Here is a 17,455-nt window from a genome sequence, read left to right as displayed (position 1 = left end):
TTAACGCGGTGCCTGGGAAGCTTTCGGTTCTTCGGTCAGCGGCGAGAAATCCGGCGATTCTTCTGCCGCCTGACCGATCGCCGGCTGATGCGTCAGCTTGCGCAGAATGCTGCCCAGCCGCTCACGCAGCTCGGTCCGCGAAACGATCATGTCGACGGTGCCGTGCTCGAGCAGAAATTCGCTGCGCTGGAAGCCTTCCGGCAACGTTTCGCGCACGGTCTGCTCGATGACGCGAGGACCGGCAAAACCGATCAGCGCGTTGGGTTCCGCCACGTTGAGATCGCCCAGCATCGCCAGCGAGGCCGAGACACCGCCGAAGACCGGATCCGTCAGCACGGAGATGTAGGGCACACCCGCCAGCTTGAGCTTCTCCAGCGCCGCGGAGGTCTTGGCCATCTGCATCAGCGAGAACAGCGCTTCCTGCATGCGCGCGCCACCGGAAGCGGCAAAGCAGACCAGCGGGATCTCGTTCTCGAGCGCCAGCGTAGCGGCTCGCACGAACTTCTCGCCGACCACGGCACCCATGGAGCCGCCCATGAACGAAAACTCGAACGCCACCGCCACCACGGGCAGGCCATCGAGCGTGCCGCGCATGGCGATCAGCGCATCGTTCTCGTCGGTCGCTTTCTGGGCCGACGTCAGGCGATCCTTGTACTTCTTGGAATCGCGGAACTTGAGTCGATCGTTCGGCTGAAGATCGCCCGCGATCTCTTCACGCCCTTCGGCATCGAGGAACCAGTTGAGGCGCTTGCGCGCTGTCAGCCGCAGATGATGCTGACACTTGGGGCAAACGTTCTGGTGCTTTTCCAGCTCGGGGAGATAGAGCACCGCTTCACAGTTCGGGCACTTGCGCCACAGGCCGTCCGGCACGCTGGCGCGGCGGTCGTTGCGCTGGGTGCGGCTCATCGACGGGACGATCTTGTCTAGCCAGCTCATGTCAGGAACGATTCCCTATTTGCCAAAAGAGAAAGTGGTAACCAAAGCCATCACGAAAACGGCTGTCACGCAGACTTCGAATACCGAATGATATCAAATCGACGGCGTCGCCTCATTGGGCCGCCTCACGGTCGAGCGCTTCGCGCATTTCGCCGAGAATCGACTTCAGCGCGGCGGGTATCGACGCCGGGTCATCGGCGCGCTCGGCGATACGGCCAACCAGCGCGCTACCCACGATCACACCGTCGGCAACCCGGCCGATGGCCGCCGCGGTAGCGCCGTCGCGAATGCCGAAACCGACGCATAGCGGCAGCTCGGTGACGCGACGAAGCTTTGCCAGCTGCTCGCCGACGGCGTCGGCATCCAGCGTGGCGGCTCCGGTCACACCCTTGAGCGATACGTAGTAGAGATAGCCTTCGCCATGCTCGCAGATCGCCTTGGCTCGCGCGTCGGAGGTCGTCGGCGCCAGCAGGAAAATCGACTGCAGCCCGTGTTCGGCGAACAGCGCGGCGTTGTCGCCAGCCTCTTCAGGCGGCATGTCGACCACCAGTACGCCGTCGACGCCGGAAGCCTGGGCCTGACGCGTGAAGACGTCGTAGCCCATCCGCTCGATGGGATTGAGATACCCCATCAGCACCACTGGCGTGTCATCGTCGCGCTGGCGAAACTCGGCGACCATCTCCAGCACGTGCTGCAGTCGCGTACCGTGCTTGAGCGCTCTCTCGCAGGCCTTCTGGATCACCGGGCCGTCGGCCATCGGATCGGAGAACGGTACGCCGAGCTCGATCACATCGGCACCGGCTTCCACGCAGGCGTGCATGAAATCGACCGTGTGCGCGGGCGCCGGGTCGCCAGCGGTGATATAGGGAATGAGCGCCGTGAGACCCTGGGCCTTGAGCGCCGCGAAACGCCGGTCGATGCGGTTGGATACGGTTCGATTCATGTCGACCCCAGTCAAAATTCGATGCCGTCGAGTTTGGCGACGGTGTGAATATCCTTGTCGCCACGGCCGGAAAGGTTGACGACGATATGCTGGTCCGGCGACATCTCCCCCGCCAGCTTCTTGGCGTGTGCCAGGGCATGCGCGGATTCCAGAGCCGGCATGATGCCCTCGACCAGCGTCAACTCGCGGAACGCCGCCAGCACCTCGTTGTCGTCCGCCGCCACGTAACGGACGCGGCCGACATCCTTCCACAGCGCATGCTCGGGACCCACGCCGGGGTAATCCAGGCCGGCGGAGATCGACTGCGTATCGGCGACCTGACCACCTTCGTCGGACATCAGGTAGGTCCGGTTGCCGTGCAGCACGCCGCGCGGCGCGTTGGCGGTCAACGGCGCGGCGTGGCGTCCGGTGGCAACGCCTTCACCGCCGGCCTCGACGCCATACATGATGACATCGTCATCCTCGACGAACGGGTAAAACAGCCCCATGGCGTTGGAACCGCCACCGACACAGGCAACCAGCGCGTCCGGCAGCCGGCCGATCTGTTCCAGCGATTGCTGGCGCGCTTCGCGGCCGACGATGGCGCTGAAGTCACGCACCAGCATCGGATACGGATGCGGCCCCGCCACTGTGCCGATGATATAGAAGGTGTCGTCGACGTTGGTCACCCAGTCACGCAGCGCTTCATTCATCGCGTCCTTAAGCGTGCGCGAGCCGGACTCCACCGGCACCACCTTGGCGCCCAGCAGATGCATGCGGTAGACGTTGAGCTTCTGACGCTCGACGTCTTCGGCGCCCATGTAGATTTCGCACTTGAGCCCCAGCCGCGCGGCGACCGTGGCCGTGGCGACGCCGTGCTGGCCGGCGCCGGTCTCGGCGATCACTCGGGGCTTGCCGGACTTCTTGGCCAGCAGGGCCTGACCGATGGTGTTGTTCACCTTGTGCGCGCCGGTGTGATTCAGATCTTCGCGCTTGAGCCAGATCTGGGCGCCGCCGATCTCGCGAGACCAGCGCTCGGCGTGATAGAGCGGCGACGGCCGGCCGACGTAATGCTTCAGATCACGGTCGAACTCGGCCTGGAATTCGGGATCGTCCTTGAGGCTCGCGTAGATGGTCTCGAGCTCTTCGAGGGCGAAACTCAGGGTCTCGGAAACGAAGCGGCCACCGTAAGGGCCGAAGTGGCCGCGAGCGTCCGGAAGTTGCGTCAAGTCGTGGAATCGGCTCACGAAGGGACCCTCATGATGTGGCGGATGAATGGGGAGCAAGGGAGTCGGCCGCGGACGGCGCCCCCACGAGCGAGGCGTTGACTGCCTGCACCCGTTCGCAGAAGGCGCGGACCCGCAGCGGGTCCTTGATGCCTTTCTGGGTTGTCGCGGCGTGAACGGCATCGTTGGCGTCGACCGCAGCGGTCACGTCATGGGGCTCTGCGGCACCCAGCGCCTCGACCCCGCCGGAAACATCGACCGCATAGGGTCGTACCTGCGCCACCGCGTCGGCAACGTTGTCCGGCGTCAACCCCCCAGCGAGGATAACAGGTTTTGCCAGATCGCCGGGGATGCGGCGCCAGTCGAACGTCTCGCCTGTGCCACCCGGAACGCCGGGACGATAGGCATCGAGCAACAGGGCACCGGCGCCGGCATAGGTTGCCGCCGCGGCGTGGAGATCTAGCTCGTCACGCATGCGTAGCGCCTTGATCCAGGGCTTGCCGAAGCGCGCGCAGAAATCTGGCGATTCGTCGCCATGAAACTGCAGCAGATCGAGATATGGTAGGCAGACCTCGACATCCGCAACGCTCGGGTCGACGAACAGACCCACACGCGTCACGAAGGGCGACACCGTAGCACTCAGTGCCGCCAGCGTATCGGTATCGATCGCCCGCGCGCTGCCGTCCCACATCACGAAACCCAGCGCATCGGCCCCGGCGGCGACGGTCACGGCGATGTCTTCGCGGCGGGTCATGCCGCATATCTTGATTCTGACCGGGTTCATGAAGAAACCTCCAGATCCGCCTGGGGATGGTGGTCGACGACCCGCCCCTGGTCATCGATCCACTTCGGCCACACCCGCCGGCGGCGCATCAGCGGGGTGTCGGGTATCTCGCCACGTTCGCCGGTCCACTCACCCAGGAAGGCCAGCAGATTCGGCCCCACCGGTTCTTCCGGCAGCTCGAAGCGCTCATCGTAGCGTACATCGACGAAATGCAGCCCGCAGGCCGGCGCGGTGACATCGCCATGCCTGCGATCCCGCAGCGCCAACAGGCGTGCCGGATAGTCCTCGTCCTGGTCGCCACGGCCGACCGCCACCAGCACGCCGGCAAGGTTGCGAATCATGTGGTGAAGAAATGCGTTGGCCTGGACGTCGATCATCACCAGCGGCCCGAAACGACGGACGTCGATGAAGTGTAGATGACGAATGGGAACGTTCGACTGACAGCTGGCCGCCCGGTAGCTCGAGAAATCGTGCTCGCCGATCAACGCCTGGGCGGCCCGATGCATGCGATCGGCATCCAGCGGCTCTCGACACCAGGTGACGTTGTGACGCTCCATGACCGGTCGCGTCGGCTGGTTGAGAATGACGTAGCGGTAACGCCTGGCCAGTGCCGAGAACCGCGAATGAAAGTCGTCGGCAATCGGGGTCAACCAGCGCACTGCGATATCCCGCGGCAATTTGGCATTGGCACCGTAGAGCCACGCTTTCTGGGACCGCAGCACCGGCGCATCGAAGTGAACGATCTGACGCGTGGCATGGACGCCGCTATCGGTTCGCCCGCTGCAGAGAACACGCACCGGCGCGTCGGCGATCTTGCTCAATGCGGTCTCGAGCGCGCCCTGCACCGAGGCGGCGTGGCGCAAGCGCTGCCAGCCGCAGTAATGCGTGCCATCGTACTCGACGCCAAGGGCCATGCGGCCGCTCAGTGGCTGGTTGTCGTCCTGCCGGGAGAAAAACGCCATCGAAACCTGTGCAGCCCAAAGTCGTTAGGGGCACTCATTATCCCGATGCGACGACTGGAATTCCAGCGCCTCAACGTCCCACTCTGCGGGAACGTTGCGCAGTCCACCCGAAGGCTTGTTGGTCGGAGGCCTCGAAACCGCCCCGTGCGCGCTGTGTGCGCCGCCGTCGCGACCCGCGTTCCAGGACGCGTGACCGTCGAGCGGTGCGGCTTGCGGGTCGTCGTCAACGCTCTCCATTTCAACGGGCTCGAGAGAGAGCGCCGAAAAATCGAGGGTCGACCGTGGCGGCGTCTCGTTCGCCACTGCGGATGACGCGTCCCGTGCGGGAGATGAACCGGAAGCAGATGGCAGTATTTCGTCGTCGGCGGTGACGTTCAACTCCAGCGTCGGCGCTTGGTAATCGATACTCGGAGCCGTCAACGACGTTTCCGCCATCTCCGGCGAGCCTGACCAGTCATCATCGAACAGCCCTGATACCGGCTCCTGTCGATTATCGCGGGCCGGAAGTCGAAAATCGGCGGCGTGCATCTCGGGTGACGCGGCCTGGGACTCGAACAGCGCATCGACGTCTCGCGCGTTGCCGCTCCAGACATGATGGTTGTCGAACTCGTTCCTGTTCGCGTTTTTGTCCTCGTCCGAGTTCTCGCCAGCGCGCCTCTCCTCGGCCTCAGCTTCGGCGTCGACTGCCGTCGCTTCCTGCCAGCTCTCCTCGACGTATCGCGCGCGGTAATCGTCGACCAACGCCTGCCCTTCGCGACGCTGCTCCGGCGAGGCGTCATCGCCAAAGCCGGCTAGCGTCTCATCCAACGCCTCCATCTCCCGCAGTTCGCCCAGCGCTCTCAGCAGCCCCAGACGGAGATGCGCATCTTCGGCCTGCGCCAGCTGCCGTCGAAGCCAGTCGCGCGCTTCCGCATGACGGCCGTAGGCCATATAGATATCGGCCTGACTGATCGAGGCGGAATCGGAATCGCCGGCGACGGGACGGCGCGACGCGGCTGCCGGCTTCGACAACGTCTCGGCCGGTGACGTCTTGGACGCTGGCGTCGCCGATGACAAGGACGACGATGATGTTTCGACGTGGCCGGCGCGTTGACGGCGGCGTTGCCAGGCCCATAGCCCCAGCAACAGGATCAATATCGCACCGCCGATCCAGTCGAGATTTTCCAGCAGACGCTGCGACCATGATGATGACGGCGGCGCCCCCGGGGTCGCCGCCGCGGCATCGGCAACGACTGCCGATGTCGCCACCTTGACCATCGTGTCCTTGACGCTTTGTCGATCAGAGGGCGACTCATCAGAGCCAGATCCACCGACGCCCGATTGGTCAGATCTTGCCACGTCGGCCGCCGCCGGTGGCGTACCGACGGCGGCCAGTGCGCCCTGCAGCGCGTCGCGCTCGGCCTGCAAGCTGGCGATCGTCGCGCGCTGACGCTCGGTTTCGGCGTCAAGGTCGGATACCTGCTGCTGCAGCGTCGCGAGCCGCGCCGAGAGCTGCGAGCCGGATGAGTCACCGGCCGCGGACGAGATCGCCGTGCCGGATGTCGCCGAAGTCGCCCTCTGACCCACGATGTCGATGAGCGGCCGGCCGTCTTCGGTTCTCGATAGCCCGGCGAGGGTCGCGGCGGCGTCGCGCCGAGACATTGCGGCGACGTCGTCGGACGCCGGCACGTCGAGACTGACCCCCACGCGCAGTCGATCGATGTCACCCTGAACGAAAGCCGCAGGGTTGGACTGGAACAGCGCCACCATCAGCGACTGACGGCTCACGCCGGGCTTCGGCAGCAGCGAGGCCGCCAACGTCGACAGCGAGTCTCCGGGGCGAACGATCACCTGCCCGGGCCAAGCCGACGATCCGCGCCGGGCCTGCCCTAGAGACCTATTCCCGGTAACGGCGACGGATACCGGCATGGCATCGGTCGCCGACGATGCTACCGCCTGGCGGCGTGGCGAGTGGCTGCGATCGCCCTCGATCAAGGGCGGAGTACTGGCGTAATCGACCGGGTCGAACAGCAGTGAAATCTCCCGCTGCCACTGTCCCGCCGGCCAGGTGACGACCATCAGCAGATCGAGAAAGGGCTCCTTGACGCGGCGTGGGCTTTCCAGCACCACGCTGAGCGCACTGCCTTCTCGCACGACCTTGGCCGACACCGTATCCGTCAACGCACTCCGGGTCAGCCCGGACTGGCGATAGGCGGCATCGTCGGCGATCGTCACCGATATCTGCGACGCTTCGATGCCGCTGCCATCGGTCAGCGGCAACACGACATACAATGGCCGGTTGAGCGGCGAAAGCTGTTGCGGTTCACCGACGCCGAGCGCGTGAACCGACGACGCCAGCGTCAAACAGAGCCAGCCAACCACGAATGTGAGCCATTGCCGCATGTCGTTTCCCGCCCTCGCAGTGGAGTCCTTATCGACTCCCTCATCGGCAAGCGCTCAGTAAACTTTAACATTGCGTAACAAGTTGGCGCGGTGGAGCAACTCGAACGCCAAGGGCCGGCATAAGCGCAAAAAGCCCTACCAGCTTTGCTGACAGGGCTTGGCGAAACTCGAATGATGCTCAGGCGCGTTCGCGCAGAATCTTGAGCATTCGCTTGAGCGGCTCGGCAGCGCCCCACAACAGCTGGTCGCCAACGCTGAACGCGGTCAGGTACTCACCGCCCATGGCGAGCTTGCGCAGACGCCCCACCGGGATGGTCAAGGTGCCGCTGACCGCCGCCGGGGTCAGCTGCTCGAGGGTCGCGTCCTTCTCGTTGGGCACGACCTGGACCCAGTCATTGTGCTTGGCCAGCCGGTCCTCGATCTCGTCGATCGGGACGTCCTGCCTGAGCTTGATGGTGAAGGCCTGACTGTGCGAGCGCATCGCGCCGATTCGCACGCAAAGCCCATCGATGGGGATCGGGTTGGCACCGGTGGCGAGAATCTTGTTGGTCTCGACGCCGCCTTTCCACTCTTCCTTGCTCTGGCCGTTGTCCATCGCCTTGTCGATCCACGGCAACAGGCTGCCGGCCAGCGGCGCGCCGAAGTTATCGACCGGGAACTGACTGCCGCGCATGTTGGCGGTGACATCGCGGTCGATATCCAGAATCGCGCTGGACGGCGTCGCCAGATCCTTGGCGACCGCCGAATGCAACGCGCCCATCTGTCCGATCAGTTCGCGCATGTGCTTGGCGCCGGAACCCGAAGCGGCCTGATAGGTCATCGAGGTCATCCACTCGATCATGTTGGCCTCGAACAACCCACCCAGGCCCATCAGCATCAGGCTGACAGTGCAGTTGCCGCCGACGAAAGTCCTGGCGCCCTTGGCCAACTGCGCGTCGATCACCTGACGGTTGACGGGGTCGAGCACGATGGTCGCCTCGTCCGCCATGCGCAGCGTGCTGGCCGCGTCGATCCAGTAGCCTTTCCAGCCGGCCTCGCGCAGCGGCTTGTAGACCGCGCCGGTGTAGTCGCCGCCCTGACAGGTGACGATCACGTCCATCGCCTTGAGCGACTCGATATCGTTGGCGTCCTTCAATGCCGGTACGTCGACGCCGATGCTCGGCCCGGCCTGGCCGGCCTGGGAGGTGGAGAAGAACACCGGCTCGATCCCGGCGAAATCGTTGTCGTCCAGCATGCGCTGCATCAGCACGGAACCGACCATCCCGCGCCAGCCGACGAATCCGACTTTCAACATAGTTGGCGTACCCCGAAGCGTTTTTGAATGTCCTGAATCGACACGACGACCCGTTCGAGTCGTCGCATCCTGTCAATCTTGAAAGCGCATTATAGCGCATCGGCGGCGAAGTTCCGTCCGATGGCGACGCGCTCAGGCCTCGGCGAATGCCGCCAGTACCGCATCCCCCATTTCGCTGGTGGAAACCTGGCGGGTGCCCGGATAGGCGATATCCGCCGTGCGCAGGCCCTGATCCAGCACCTGACCGACAGCGCGCTCGATGCGCTCGGCAAGCTGAGGCTCCCCCAGCGAATAGCGCAGCATCATCGCCACCGACAGAATCGTCGCCAGCGGATTGGCCAGGCCCTGACCGGCGATATCCGGCGCGCTACCGTGGCAGGGTTCGTACATGCCCTGCTGACGCTCGTTGAGCGACGCCGATGGCAGCATGCCGATCGAACCGGTGAGCATGGCGGCGGCGTCGGAGAGAATGTCGCCGAACATGTTGCCGGTGACCACCACGTCGAACTGCTTGGGCGCGCGCACCAGCTGCATGGCGGCGTTGTCGACGTACATGTGCGACAGCTCGACGTCGGGATATTCCGGCGCCAGGCGGTTCATCACTTCGCGCCACAGAATGGTGACTTCGAGCACATTGGCCTTGTCCACCGAGCAGAGCTTCTTGCCACGCTTCTGCGCCATCTCGAAGGCGACGCGGCCGATGCGCTCGATCTCGGACTCGGAATAGACGTAGGTGTTGAAACCGACGCGCTCGCCGTTACGCTCCTCGATGCCGCGCGGCTGGCCGAAGTAGATGCCGCCGGTGAGCTCGCGCACGATCATGATGTCGAGCCCGGAAACCACTTCCGGCTTCAGCGTCGAGGCTTCGGCCAACTGCGGATAGAGCAGCGCCGGGCGCAGATTGCCGAACAGATTGAGATTCTTGCGCAGTCCCAGCAGGCCCTTCTCGGGGCGCTTGCTCAAATCTTCCAGCGTGTCCCATTTCGGGCCGCCGACGGCGCCGAGCAGAATCGCGTCCGCCGCCTTGGCTTTGACTAGCGTCGACTCGGGCAGCGGATCGCCCTCGGCATCAAAGCCGGCACCGCCGACCAGCGCCTCTTCCAGTTCGGCGTCCAGCCCGGCTTCGCGGCAGGCATTCAGAATCTTGACCGCCTCGGCGGTAATTTCCGGGCCGATACCATCACCGGGCAACACCAGAATCTTCTTACTCATGCATTGTCCTCAAGCGTGTTCCTTGATTTGTCACTTCGTGGCCCACAGCACCAGCATATCCGTGGTGAAGGAGCCGTCATCGCTGATCTCGAAGGCATCGCGCACTTCCTGACCGACATCGCGCTGCAGGTGGCGAATGGCATCGCGCATCACATCCGGGGTACGCATCCGCGCAATCCAGGTCTCGAAATCCAGGCGCAGGCGCTGGCGCGAGCTGGACGTCATCACCAGCCCCGCTTCACCGACCATCTGCGCCCATTCGCTCGGGGCGTAGTCGCGCACATGACTGGTGTCGCGCAGCATCTCGACGGTCTGCAGGAAGCTATCGAACAGCGGCTGCTCGGACGCCGAGACGTCGATGAATGCCGCCAGCCCACCCGGCTTCAACACCCGTCTCGCTTCGCGCAGCGCCAGCCCGACGTCGCGCCAGTGGTGGGCGGAGAAGCGGCTGCAAACCACGTCGAAACTGTCGTCCGCGAACGGCAGCGACTCGGCGATACCCTGCACCGTGCGGATATTGGTGAATCCACGCTCGATGGCCGCCTCGCCGACCACCGCAAGCATTCGCGGCGACAGGTCGTAGGCCACGACCTCCGCCGCCAGATCCGAAAGTTGGAAGCTGACATGACCGGCACCGCAGCCGAGATCCAGCACGCGAGGCGCATCGACTGGCGCGTCGAGCTGGCCGATGCGTTCGCGAAGCTGCGCGAACTCTTCACCCTGGGCATGCACCTGACTCGACAGGTAAGCCGCAGCCTGGCCTCCGAACTGGCGCTCGACGACGGCGCTGTGGTCGCCGTGCCCTTTCACGTCAGGCATCCCGGAACAACCAGGGGTTCGCCGGACGATGGCGGCTCTCGAAATCGCGAATGGCCCCGGACTGCTCGAGGGTCAGGCCGATGTCGTCGAGCCCTTCCAGCAGGCAGTGCTTGCGGAACGCATCGACCTCGAACGGGATCGCCTCGCCGCTCGGTGTGGTGATCGTCTGCCCCTCGAGATCGATGTCGAGGCGATAGCCTTCCACGGCTTCGGTCTCCTGGAACAGCCGATCGACGGTGGCCTCGTCGAGAGCGATCAACAGGATCCCGTTCTTGAACGAGTTGTTGTAGAAGATGTCGGCAAAGCTCGGCGCGATCACCACGCGGAAACCGAAATCATCCAGCGCCCAGGGCGCGTGCTCGCGCGAGCTGCCGCAACCGAAATTGCGCCGCGCCAGCAGCACCTGCGCATCGCGATAGCGCGACTGGTTGAGCACGAAATCCGGATTGAGCGGACGGCCCGTGGCGTCCTGGCCCGGGTACCCTTCGTCGAGATAGCGCAGCTCATCGAACAGGTTGGGGCCGAAGCCGGTGCGCTTGATCGACTTCAGAAACTGTTTGGGAATGATCAAATCGGTATCGACATTGGCGCGATCGAGCGGTGCGACCAGGCCCTGCAGGCGTTCGAACTTTTTCATTGTCTGGCCTCCTCAGGCACTCATCGCGTCGGCGCGATCATAGTCATAGCTGCGAACATCCACGAAGTGGCCTTCGATGGCAGCTGCCGCCGCCATTGCCGGGCTCACCAGATGGGTGCGCCCACCGTAGCCCTGCCGTCCTTCGAAGTTGCGGTTGGACGTCGACGCGCAGCGCTCGCCGGCGCCCAGCTTGTCGGCGTTCATCGCCAGACACATCGAACAGCCCGGCTCGCGCCATTCGAAGCCCGCCTCGACAAAGATCCTGTCGAGCCCTTCGGCTTCGGCCAGACGTTTCACCAGTCCGGAGCCGGGCACCACCATCGCCAGCTGGATGTTGTCGGCAACCTTGCGCCCTCTCGCCACCTTGGCCGCCTCGCGCAGGTCCTCGATCCGCGAGTTGGTGCAGGAGCCGATGAACACCTTGTCGAGCTGGATATCGGTGATCTTCTGTCCGGCGCTCAACCCCATGTACTCCAGCGCGCGGGCCATGCCCTGGGTGACGGTTTCATCGGCGACGCTGGCCGGATCCGGCACTTCGGCGGAGACGTTGACGACCATTTCCGGGCTGGTGCCCCAGGTCACCTGCGGCTCGATCTCGGCGGCGTCGAGCTCGACGATCTTGTCGAAATGCGCGCCTTCGTCGGAAACCAGATCCCGCCACGCCTCGACCGCCGCCGACCACTGTTCGGCCGTCGGTGCATAGGGGCGGCCTTTGAGGTAGTCGATGGTGTTGTCGTCCACCGCCACCAGCCCGACGCGGGCGCCGGCCTCGATCGCCATGTTGCAGATCGTCATGCGACCTTCCATGGAGAGATCGCGGATCGCACTGCCGGCGAATTCGATGGCGTAGCCGGTGCCGCCAGCGGTACCGATGCGCCCGATGATCGCCAGCACGACATCCTTGGCGGTGACGCCGAGCCCCAGCTTGCCCTCGACGCGCACCTGCATGTTCTTCATCTTCTGGGCGATCAGACACTGCGTCGCCAGCACGTGCTCGACTTCGGAGGTGCCGATGCCGTGAGAGAGCGCGGCGAAGGCGCCGTGCGTTGCGGTGTGCGAGTCGCCGCAGACCACGGTCATGCCCGGCAGCGTGGCGCCCTGTTCCGGCCCGACCACGTGGACGATACCCTGGCGCTCGTCGTTGATCCGGAACTCCTCGATCTCGAAGCTCTCGCAGTTGGCATCCAGCGTTTCCACCTGAATTCGCGACACGTCGTCGAGAATCCCGGCGTTACCGGCGCTGCGCTCCTTGAGCGTGGTCGGCACGTTGTGGTCCGGCGTCGCCAGATTGGCATCGCGACGCCACGGCTTGCGCCCGGCCAGACGCAGTCCCTCGAACGCCTGGGGCGACGTGACTTCGTGCAGCAGGTGACGATCGATGTAGATCAGCGCGGAACCGTCATCGCGCTGGGTCACCAAATGCTGCGCCCACAGCTTGTCGTAGAGCGTCTGGCTTGCCATGTGTGTCATCTCCTCCGTCACGCTATCTCTCGCAACTTGTGTGACGTAACGCTTGCGAATCGAGACGTCATCTGACGCCGCGAATGATTGGATAGCCAAGATACGGCGCCTTCATTCATAAAATCAATTCATCTTGATTATGCTTTGGATTCCATAACAGAATTAACAAATTTATCAGTCGGGGATTGCTGCCATGGACACCCAGAGCCTGCAGGCTTTTATCGCGGTCGCCGATACGGCGTCGTTCTCGCTGGCCGGGGAGCAACTGCATCTGACCCAGCCAGCAATCAGCAAACGTATCGCCACGCTGGAACATCAGACCGGCGCCCGACTCTTCGATCGGATCAATCGGCGCGTCAGCCTGACCGAGGCCGGTCGGCTGCTGCTGCCCCGCGCACGGCAGATTCTGCAACTGGTCGAGGACAGTCGCCGGACGCTGAGCAATCTGAGCGGCAGCGTCGAGGGCAGTCTGACGCTCGCCACCAGCCACCACGTCGGCCTGCACCGGCTGCCACCGATCCTCAAGGCCTTTACCCAGCGCTACCCCGACGTCGATCTGGATCTGCGCTTTCTCGATTCCGAGCAGGCCTATCACGGCGTCGTCGCCGGCGAGATCGAGCTGGCCGTGGTGACGCTGTCACCGCACCCCAACCCGCAGGTCGAATCGGTCCCGGTGTGGATCGACCAGCTACGCTTCGTGGCGGCGCCCGAACACCCGCTGACGACGCGCGGCGAGCTGCCGCTATCGACACTGGTGAACTATCCGGCGGTACTGCCGGGGCCGCTCACGTTTACTCGCGACATCGTGGTGGGTTCGTTCAATCGGGCCGGGCTGGCAATCGATGTAGCACTCTCCACCAACTACCTGGAGACGCTGAAAATGATGGCGGGTATCGGTCTGGGCTGGAGCGTGCTGCCGGAGAGCATGATCGACGAGGAGATCGCGGTACTAGCGGTGTCGCATCCGCCGATCGAGCGTCGGCTGGGCTATCTGGTGCACAAGGGCCGCACGCTCTCCAATGCCGGACATGCGATGATCGCGGAACTGGAAAGCGCACGAACCCCAAAACCGACACCGAGCGACTACGCTTAGCCCCGCGTATTCAAGATACCGCCATTCAAGACGCATCCCTTCGAGATGCGCTCATTCAAGCAAAAGGAGTCGCCTCGCATGGCGCAGGACGAGCAGGACGCGCCCAGCCACTCGGCAGCGCAGGACGAGGCCGCCACCAAACCGCTGCGGCTGGGCCTGGTGCCGGCGCCGGAACTGCCGGAACGGGTTGCCAATCAAATCGCCGGAGAGCTACCTGACCTCCTCAAGCGCCACACCGACGACCGCCACGACTGGCAGGTCGAGTGCGTGACCGATGCGCTTGTCGGCGCTGATGACGGCGCTGCGGATGTGATCGAGCAGGCAGCGCAGCTCAAACGTGACAGGGACTGGCATTATGTGGTCTGCATTACCGACCTGCCGCTGTTTCTGAATGATCGACTAACGGTCGCCGAAGCCAGCGGAGACCGGGGCGTCAGCCTTATCTCCCAGCCAGCGCTGGGCGCCTCTCCGCTAAAGCGACGTTTGCGTGAAGCCATTCTCCAGCTGATCAATGAAATGCATCACGGTAGCGATGATGAGGATCGGGAGCGTCAGCAACAGCACCTGGACAGTAACGCCGAGGCGCGGAATCAGAGCGGCATTCGCAACAGTAGCTCGCGGCACTTGATGAGCTGGGGGCCGGCCGAATGGCTGGCACCAATCCAGCGCGAGACATCGAACGATAGCGGTGAAGACGGCTGCGAGGTGCGCTTCGTCAGCGCAGCTCGCTGGCGCGGCCATGCCAGACTGCTCTGCGGCATGATGAGAGCCAACCGCCCCTGGTCGATACTGCCTGCGTTCCGCCGAATCATCGCCGTGGCCTTCGCCACCGGCGCCTATGCCCTGATCTCGCCCGGCCTATGGCAACTCAGCGCAGCATACGGGTTCTCCCGCTCCGCCATTCTGATGGTCGCCGCCATCGCGGCCATGGTGGTCTGGTTGATCGTCGATCACGGGTTGTGGGAGCCGCAACAACATACCGCCTCGAGTCGGCTAACGCGGCTTTACAACCTGACCACGGTGCTGACCTTGGCGGCAGGGGTCAGCTGCTACTACGCGATACTGTTCTTGCTGTTTCTCGTCGCCGCCATTCTGCTCGTGCCGTCCAGCCTGTTTGAGTCGACGGTGAGCCAATCGATCAGTTGGCTCAGTTTCCCCGCTCTGGCGTGGTTCGCCACCTCGATTGCGACCGTCGGCGGCTCACTGGGCTCCAGCCTTGAGAGCGACGAAACGATCCGCAGCGCTACCTATGGCTACCGTCAGCAGTTGCGCCAGCGCAAGGTCAAGGAGCGACAAGCCGAGGACCAAGAGCAAGAGGCCCGGGAAAAAGACGAGCAAAAGAAAGGCGAGCAAAAGAAAGAAGAAGACACGCGGAATCAGGCAGAAAGGCAGGCCAGAGCATCGCGAAAACACCAACAGGATGACCAGTCGCCTTGATCACGACACCCGCCGGATGGCAGGCATCGTGCTACATCACACGGCGACTCTCGATCAGCGCTGGCCGAGGCGCGGCGTCTCGACGTGGACGTCGGCGTTCTGGGCGCGATGGCGCAGCAGGTGATCCATCAGCGTCAGCGCCATCATCGCCTCGGCGATCGGCGTGGCACGGATGCCGACACAAGGATCGTGACGCCCTTTGGTCACCACCTCCACCGGCTCGCCGTGCACGTCGATTGAGCGCCCCGGCTGGGTGATGCTGGAGGTCGGCTTCAGTGCCAGATGGGCGACGATCGGCTGGCCGCTGGAGATGCCGCCAAGCACCCCGCCTGCGTGATTGGAGAGGAAGCCTTGCGGGGTCATTTCATCGCGATGCTCGCTGCCGCGTTGGGCGACGACATCGAAGCCATCGCCGATCTCTACCCCTTTCACCGCATTGATGCTCATCAGCCCGTGAGCCAGATCGGCGTCCAGCCGATCGAAGACCGGTTCGCCCAGCCCCACCGGTACGCCCTCGGCGACGACCGTGATCTTTGCGCCCACCGAATCCTGATCGCGGCGTAGCTGGTCCATGTAGGCTTCGAGCTCGGGCAGCCTGTCCGGATCCGGACAGAAGAACGGATTGTCGTCCACGCCATCCCAGCTCTTGAAGTCGATCTCGATGGGGCCGAGCTGGCTCATGTAGCCGCGCACCTGAATGCCCTGCCCGGCCAGCCATGCCTTGGCGATGGCGCCGGCGGCCACGCGCATGGCGGTTTCGCGGGCGCTGGAGCGGCCGCCCCCGCGATAGTCGCGAATGCCGTACTTGTGGTGATAGGTGTAGTCGGCGTGTGCCGGACGAAACTGCTCGGCAATCTTGGAGTAGTCCTTGGAGCGCTGATCGGTGTTCTCGATCATCAGCCCGATCGGCGTACCCGTGGTTCGGCCCTCGAACACGCCGGACAGGATCTTGACCTGGTCCGGCTCGCGGCGCTGAGTGGTGTGGCGCGAGGAACCCGGCCGACGGCGATCCAGATCGTGCTGCAGGTCCGCCTCGCTGAGCTCGAGTCCCGGCGGGCAACCATCGACGATAGCGCCCAGCGCGGGGCCGTGGCTCTCACCGAAAGTGGTGACGGTGAACAGTTTGCCGAAGGTGTTGCCGGACATGCGCGATCCTCAGGAAAGAGATGAAAATATCGGTTCAGGCCGAGGGAGTGGCAGCGAACTGATCGGCGTAGCTATCGAGATCCTCGGCGCTGAGCGCGAAGACCCCTTCGCCGCCGCGCTCGAACTCCAGCCAAAGGAATGGTACCTCGGGGAAGGCCGCCTCCAGATGGCGCTGCGAGTTGCCCACCTCGACGATCAGCATGCCACCGTCGTTCAGATAGGTCCGGGCTTCACGCAGAATGCGCCGGACGATATCGAGCCCGTCGCGACCGGCACCCAGCGCCAGGCCCGGCTCATGGCGATACTCCGCCGGCATCGTCGCCAGATCGCGCGTATCGACATAAGGCGGGTTGCTGACGATCAGATCGTAATGCTGACCGGCCACACCCTCGAACAGATCGGAGGCCACCGCGCGAACGCGCCGACCGACATCATGCCGTACGATATTCGCCTTGGCGACCTCGAGTGCCTCGATGCTGATATCGACCAGATCCACTTCGCAGGTCGGCAGATGGAGCGCGGTGGCAATGCCCATGCAGCCGGAGCCGGTGCACAGATCGAGCACTCGTCCCGGAGGCGTCTCGTCGAACCAGGCCGCAAACCCCTGCTCGATCAATTCGGCGGTGGGCGAACGCGGAATCAGCACGCGCTCGTCGACCTCGAACGGGAAGCCGGCAAAAAAGGCCTCGCCGAGCAGGTATGGCAGCGGCCGGCGCGTTTCGATCCGGCTCCTCACTAGCGCGACGATACGTTGGCGCTCGACACCCAGCAGGCGCGCGTCGAGCACCGCTGGATCGATATCCCACGGCAGATGCAGCGCACCCAGCACCAGCGCCACCGCTTCGTCCCAGGCGCTGTCGGTGCCATGGCCGAAATGCAGTCGATGCGCGTGGAATTCGGTGGTGGCCCAGCGCAGGCAGTCGCGCACGCTGAACAGGTCTTCGACGATGGCTTCGTCGGCTAGCGTCAGGGTCGACTGCGGTGAGGACATCGGCAGGGCTCGCATCTGGCTGGAAAACGGACGACGATTGTACGCGCAAGGCTCACGCGTTCACAGTCGGCCATGCCCCGACGACCGGAATCGGGTACCCTTTTGCCCGCTGAACGACTCAAGCCATCGAGACCGCGATCCGCAGAGGCACGG

General features: G+C 64.2%; 14 protein-coding genes and 1 pseudogene. 2 read left to right on the top strand and 13 right to left on the bottom strand.

Annotated features, from left to right (window positions below):
- The 11 genes and pseudogenes from accD to leuC form a co-directional block, all read right to left on the bottom strand.
- A complete protein-coding gene (gene accD / locus BTW08_RS06455; RefSeq protein WP_075561707.1) occupies positions 1–936 on the bottom strand; it encodes an acetyl-CoA carboxylase, carboxyltransferase subunit beta in 936 nt (311 codons plus the stop codon).
- A 112-nt stretch (positions 937–1,048) separates the two neighbouring features.
- Entirely contained in the window at positions 1,049–1,879 is an 831-nt protein-coding gene (gene trpA / locus BTW08_RS06450; protein WP_075561706.1) for a tryptophan synthase subunit alpha, read from the bottom strand.
- Between the two features lie 11 nt (positions 1,880–1,890).
- On the bottom strand, positions 1,891–3,105 hold the full coding sequence (trpB, locus tag BTW08_RS06445; RefSeq protein WP_075561705.1) for a tryptophan synthase subunit beta: 1,215 nt from the start codon (positions 3,103–3,105) through the stop codon (positions 1,891–1,893).
- 88 nt (positions 3,106–3,193) lie between these two features.
- Positions 3,194–3,868: pseudogene (locus BTW08_RS06440) on the bottom strand (phosphoribosylanthranilate isomerase); the annotation flags it as partial.
- Positions 3,865–4,830 carry a tRNA pseudouridine(38-40) synthase TruA gene (truA, locus tag BTW08_RS06435; protein ID WP_075561704.1) on the bottom strand — a complete coding sequence of 322 codons (966 nt, stop codon included), beginning with the start codon at positions 4,828–4,830 and terminating at the stop codon, positions 3,865–3,867. The gene truA and the pseudogene BTW08_RS06440, both read right to left, overlap by 4 nt.
- 24 nt (positions 4,831–4,854) lie before the next feature.
- Positions 4,855–7,212: a FimV/HubP family polar landmark protein gene (locus BTW08_RS06430; protein WP_075561703.1), complete on the bottom strand. Its 2,358-nt coding sequence runs from the start codon at positions 7,210–7,212 to the stop codon at positions 4,855–4,857.
- A gap of 178 nt (positions 7,213–7,390) precedes the next feature.
- Positions 7,391–8,506, bottom strand: coding sequence for an aspartate-semialdehyde dehydrogenase (gene asd, locus BTW08_RS06425; protein WP_075561702.1), 1,116 nt, complete (start codon positions 8,504–8,506; stop codon positions 7,391–7,393).
- A gap of 132 nt (positions 8,507–8,638) precedes the next feature.
- Positions 8,639–9,718 (bottom strand): 3-isopropylmalate dehydrogenase, encoded by a 1,080-nt coding sequence (gene leuB / locus BTW08_RS06420; RefSeq protein WP_075561701.1) that lies wholly within the window; start codon positions 9,716–9,718, stop codon positions 8,639–8,641.
- A gap of 30 nt (positions 9,719–9,748) precedes the next feature.
- The gene (locus tag BTW08_RS06415) at positions 9,749–10,537 is read right to left on the bottom strand and encodes a class I SAM-dependent methyltransferase (protein WP_075561700.1); all 789 of its coding nucleotides are present in this window, start codon (positions 10,535–10,537) and stop codon (positions 9,749–9,751) included.
- The gene (gene leuD, locus BTW08_RS06410; RefSeq protein ID WP_075561699.1) at positions 10,530–11,174 is read right to left on the bottom strand and encodes a 3-isopropylmalate dehydratase small subunit; all 645 of its coding nucleotides are present in this window, start codon (positions 11,172–11,174) and stop codon (positions 10,530–10,532) included. Before leuD ends, BTW08_RS06415 begins: the two co-directional genes overlap by 8 nt.
- Positions 11,175–11,186: 12 nt before the next feature.
- Positions 11,187–12,635, bottom strand: a complete 1,449-nt coding sequence (gene leuC / locus BTW08_RS06405) for a 3-isopropylmalate dehydratase large subunit (RefSeq protein WP_075561698.1) — start codon at positions 12,633–12,635, stop codon at positions 11,187–11,189.
- A 193-nt stretch (positions 12,636–12,828) separates the two neighbouring features.
- Between leuC and BTW08_RS06400 the strand changes: the two genes are divergently transcribed.
- The gene (locus BTW08_RS06400) at positions 12,829–13,728 is read left to right on the top strand and encodes a LysR family transcriptional regulator (protein WP_075561697.1); all 900 of its coding nucleotides are present in this window, start codon (positions 12,829–12,831) and stop codon (positions 13,726–13,728) included.
- A gap of 78 nt (positions 13,729–13,806) precedes the next feature.
- Positions 13,807–15,165, top strand: coding sequence for a Yip1 family protein (locus BTW08_RS06395; protein WP_083627720.1), 1,359 nt, complete (start codon positions 13,807–13,809; stop codon positions 15,163–15,165).
- A gap of 54 nt (positions 15,166–15,219) precedes the next feature.
- On the opposite strand, the gene aroC is transcribed toward BTW08_RS06395, so the two are convergent.
- Positions 15,220–16,311 carry a chorismate synthase gene (gene aroC / locus BTW08_RS06390; protein WP_075561696.1) on the bottom strand — a complete coding sequence of 364 codons (1,092 nt, stop codon included), beginning with the start codon at positions 16,309–16,311 and terminating at the stop codon, positions 15,220–15,222.
- A gap of 34 nt (positions 16,312–16,345) precedes the next feature.
- The gene (gene prmB, locus BTW08_RS06385; RefSeq protein WP_075561695.1) at positions 16,346–17,302 is read right to left on the bottom strand and encodes a 50S ribosomal protein L3 N(5)-glutamine methyltransferase; all 957 of its coding nucleotides are present in this window, start codon (positions 17,300–17,302) and stop codon (positions 16,346–16,348) included.
- Positions 17,303–17,455 lie beyond the last annotated feature (153 nt).

The organism is Salinicola sp. MH3R3-1, assembly GCF_001937155.1.
Lineage (GTDB): Bacteria > Pseudomonadota > Gammaproteobacteria > Pseudomonadales > Halomonadaceae > Salinicola > Salinicola halophyticus.
The sequence above is the reverse complement of the archived record's forward strand: the minus strand, read 5'-3'. Positions and strand labels throughout refer to the sequence as shown.

Excerpts from the sequence above, each read along its gene's own strand:
- accD (WP_075561707.1), bottom strand. The coding sequence starts at position 936 with ATGAGCTGGCTAGACAAGATCGTCCCGTCGATGAGCCGCACCCAGCGC.
- trpA (WP_075561706.1), bottom strand. The coding sequence starts at position 1,879 with ATGAATCGAACCGTATCCAACCGCATCGACCGGCGTTTCGCGGCGCTC.
- truA (WP_075561704.1), bottom strand. The coding sequence starts at position 4,830 with ATGGCGTTTTTCTCCCGGCAGGACGACAACCAGCCACTGAGCGGCCGC.
- BTW08_RS06430 (WP_075561703.1), bottom strand. The coding sequence starts at position 7,212 with ATGCGGCAATGGCTCACATTCGTGGTTGGCTGGCTCTGTTTGACGCTG.
- asd (WP_075561702.1), bottom strand. The coding sequence starts at position 8,506 with ATGTTGAAAGTCGGATTCGTCGGCTGGCGCGGGATGGTCGGTTCCGTG.
- leuB (WP_075561701.1), bottom strand. The coding sequence starts at position 9,718 with ATGAGTAAGAAGATTCTGGTGTTGCCCGGTGATGGTATCGGCCCGGAA.
- BTW08_RS06415 (WP_075561700.1), bottom strand. The coding sequence starts at position 10,537 with ATGCCTGACGTGAAAGGGCACGGCGACCACAGCGCCGTCGTCGAGCGC.
- leuD (WP_075561699.1), bottom strand. The coding sequence starts at position 11,174 with ATGAAAAAGTTCGAACGCCTGCAGGGCCTGGTCGCACCGCTCGATCGC.
- leuC (WP_075561698.1), bottom strand. The coding sequence starts at position 12,635 with ATGGCAAGCCAGACGCTCTACGACAAGCTGTGGGCGCAGCATTTGGTG.
- BTW08_RS06400 (WP_075561697.1), top strand. The coding sequence starts at position 12,829 with ATGGACACCCAGAGCCTGCAGGCTTTTATCGCGGTCGCCGATACGGCG.
- BTW08_RS06395 (WP_083627720.1), top strand. The coding sequence starts at position 13,807 with ATGGCGCAGGACGAGCAGGACGCGCCCAGCCACTCGGCAGCGCAGGAC.
- aroC (WP_075561696.1), bottom strand. The coding sequence starts at position 16,311 with ATGTCCGGCAACACCTTCGGCAAACTGTTCACCGTCACCACTTTCGGT.
- prmB (WP_075561695.1), bottom strand. The coding sequence starts at position 17,302 with ATGTCCTCACCGCAGTCGACCCTGACGCTAGCCGACGAAGCCATCGTC.